The sequence below is a fragment of the Variovorax sp. P4_D9 genome, assembly GCF_056401695.1.
In genome coordinates this window covers 1-2,800 of sequence record NZ_JBFUIU010001015.1, presented here as the reverse complement: position 1 = coordinate 2,800, position 2,800 = coordinate 1, and the positions used below count along the sequence as shown (strand labels likewise).

Genomic DNA, 2,800 nt, shown 5'->3' with positions numbered 1-2,800 from the left:
ATCTGGGATGGCTTGAAGGCGCACCGCAGTCGGCTGGTGCGCGACTATCTGGACAGCCTGGGCGGCCATATCCAGATCGCGTTCCTGCCGCCGTACGCGCCCGACCTCAACCCGGTGGAGTATCTGTGGGCYTGGCTCAAGCGYCATGCCCTGGCCAACTACTGCCCCAACGACCTCAGCGAGCTGYACACGACCGCGCGCAACAAGCTCAAGAGTGCCCAGAAGCGCCCCTCGATCATCGCCGCTTGCTGGATGCAGGCCACGCTCTGGTGATGTCATCGGTTTAGTAAAGATCAATAGCAGACGCGCGGTGTGGCGAAGATACCCGTGGTGTGCGGGGAAATCTCAGCCGCCGTGCTCAGGCGCGAACTCGCCGCGAAGCTTTGGGGAACTGGCAGCTCTTCGCAGTCACCGCTCGGCCTGCCTGGTGCCGCGGTCACGGTCCGACATCAGGCGTGGCCCTGCAACGTCCAGTCGCGTTGCAGCCGGTCCCCGCGCAACCGGTCGCGCGCCCTGTCCTCCACCACTGCAATGAACGTCTCGTTGCTGACTTGGCCAAGTTCCCGAAGGCGCTGCAACGCGGCCGACTCCTGCCAGGCCTTGAGGTCCGCTTCCGACGACCAGTGCGTGATCAGCGAATAGAGCGTGCCGCTCGCCGCGGGCAGGATCTCCACGGGACCGACGAATTGGTAAGGCTGCGGTTCGTACTGGCCGCTCAGCGTCTCGAAGCGCTGTGCACCGGCTGCGCCCAGTGCGCCGAACTGGGGTTGGAGCGATGCCAATTGAGTATCGTCGAGCGGCTCGTCCGTGACCAGTCTCGTTTCGCACATCAGGCGTCTACCCAGCGGTTCTCCGGGCAGAGCGACGCGCCACTTGCGCAGGTAGACCGCGGTCCAGAACTTGGCGTACGCCATTCTTTGCACAGCCTGGTGACCCGAATGGTGGTGCCACGCATCCATCTGATCCTTGCTTTCGAAGCGTACGCCGAAATAGAGCCAGGTCGAATTGGCGATCGGGCCGCCCTGGACCGAGATGAAGCCGGGCTGGCTGGCGCCGACYGGCATCATTTTTCCCTGGACCTCGAAGAATTCGGCTTCCTTGCCAGGAATGATTTTGAAGCCTGCCTCGAGAACGGTCAGGGAGTCTTTGGCGGCGGGTGTGGATGTCATGGCGGTGTCCTTTTGGGTGGGGGGACCCCATGGTCCGCATGGCGGCGCCGTGCCAAAAGGACAGTTCGCGAAACCCAGGCCGAAAGGCGAAGGCAGATGTGGCGCTCAGCGGCGCTGGCGTCCGCGGCGCAACGTCATGACGGGCGTCTCGCCAAAGGCCGCCTTGTAGGCCGCGCTGAAGCGGCCTATGTGCGTGAAGCCGGTGGCGAGGGCGACATCGGTGACGGACGCGCCGGTGGTACCCGCCCCGAGCGCGCTGTGCGCCGCGTCGAGGCGCAGTTTGCGCAGGTAGGCCGAAGGCGTGGTCTGCCGCGCTTCGCGAAACCCCAACTGAAGGCTGCGCAAGCTCACGCCCAGGTCGCGGGCGACTTCCGACACCGTGGTCCCGGTCGTCGCGCATTCGCGGAACATCGCCTCGGCGGCCCGGACGAGACGCGGCGTGGCTGCGTCGACGGGCCGGATCAACGCGTCGGAGTAGTTGTGCGCATGGCCGTGCAGCAAGAGGGACAACAGGAATTCGTCGAGCGAATCGGAGGCGGCCACCGGCATGAACGCGCCCGCGGAGCCAAGCGACGTTGCCACGCGCAGGGCGTCCTGCCAGACCCCCTCGAACGCCGGCGAGAACGGGTGCAGCGCGAACTGCAACGGGGCGGCGAGCGGGTGGCCCAGCCAGCGCGCGCACATGGCTTCCAGTCGATCGATCTCAACTCGCAGGCTGTGCTGTGCAAAGTCGCGGTCGAAGCTCAAGACGGTGTCCAGCCCGGGCGATAGCGGCATGGTCTGGCCTGCACGCCACTGTGACGTATGGCGACCCTGCATCGCGCTTGCGGCGCCCTCGGCGGCCGACATCATCAGCAGGAGGTTGGGAAAACGTCCTGCATCGACTTTGACGGGGGTCGAGTAACGCAGGCTGACGATCGACTGGCCGCCGCCGCGAACCACTCCGAGCGCGGCCGCCACGTTGCGTACGGGTCCCTGGGGCTCGATCGAGTGGGGGCAGTACACACGGCCGACTGCGCTGATCGCCTCGTCGAGATTGCGGGTTCGAAAGATTTCGGATGCCAAAGGTCATCTCCCGTCGCCACAGGAAGCAGAAATCATGCACGCGCCGACAGACTCCTGCAAGGCCCATGCGCGCTCGGTTGCTGCTGCTGACTAGGCCTCCACTTCAGCCCGGCTGCAATCTGCGAAGCCGCTCATGCGATGGCTGCCGTCACAGAAGGGCGCTCTGGCGGAGTTGCCGCAGCGACACAACGTGAACTGCTCGCCGACTGGGTAGCGGTTCCCCGCCGCGTCGACCAGTTCGACGGCACCCTTGATATGAAGGACCCTTGTCAGGATTCGAATGACCTATTTTCCATCTGAAAGCCTTAAGAGCATTGCAACCCCGCACGCGGGCCAGGCGTTGGCAGAGAAACCGACCTGCGCTACAAGGTGAGCGGCAGCGCCGATATGACCGACCCATCAATGGTGCGAGCTTTGGCGAGCCCGCTTAAGAGCATGGTCCGGGATTCGTCGGCGACAGTGGTGAGCGCAGCGATGCGCATCCCGTTCAAGAGATCGAGTCGAATTCGGCGTTTCCCATGGCGCTGCCGTTCATCAACGATGTTGGAGCAAGCCATGGCAGTGCG

General features: G+C 64.7%; 5 protein-coding genes. 1 reads left to right on the top strand and 4 read right to left on the bottom strand.

What is annotated here, in order from left to right; genetic code table 11:
* The coding region (locus tag AC1DY5_RS50135) for a transposase (RefSeq protein WP_478121760.1) at positions 1–273 on the top strand (273 nt) is incomplete at its 5' end.
* A gap of 176 nt (positions 274–449) precedes the next feature.
* On the opposite strand, the gene AC1DY5_RS50130 is transcribed toward AC1DY5_RS50135, so the two are convergent.
* From AC1DY5_RS50130 to AC1DY5_RS50115, 4 genes are all read right to left on the bottom strand, one after another.
* Positions 450–1,169 carry an antibiotic biosynthesis monooxygenase family protein gene (locus tag AC1DY5_RS50130; RefSeq protein WP_478121759.1) on the bottom strand — a complete coding sequence of 240 codons (720 nt, stop codon included), beginning with the start codon at positions 1,167–1,169 and terminating at the stop codon, positions 450–452.
* A gap of 105 nt (positions 1,170–1,274) precedes the next feature.
* Positions 1,275–2,234 (bottom strand): helix-turn-helix transcriptional regulator, encoded by a 960-nt coding sequence (locus AC1DY5_RS50125; RefSeq protein ID WP_478121758.1) that lies wholly within the window; start codon positions 2,232–2,234, stop codon positions 1,275–1,277.
* Positions 2,235–2,324: 90 nt separating this feature from the next.
* Positions 2,325–2,471 (bottom strand): CDGSH iron-sulfur domain-containing protein, encoded by a 147-nt coding sequence (locus tag AC1DY5_RS50120; RefSeq protein ID WP_478121761.1) that lies wholly within the window; start codon positions 2,469–2,471, stop codon positions 2,325–2,327.
* A gap of 125 nt (positions 2,472–2,596) precedes the next feature.
* Positions 2,597–2,800 (bottom strand): hypothetical protein (locus tag AC1DY5_RS50115; RefSeq protein ID WP_478121757.1); only part of this gene is annotated, 204 nt, incomplete at its 5' end.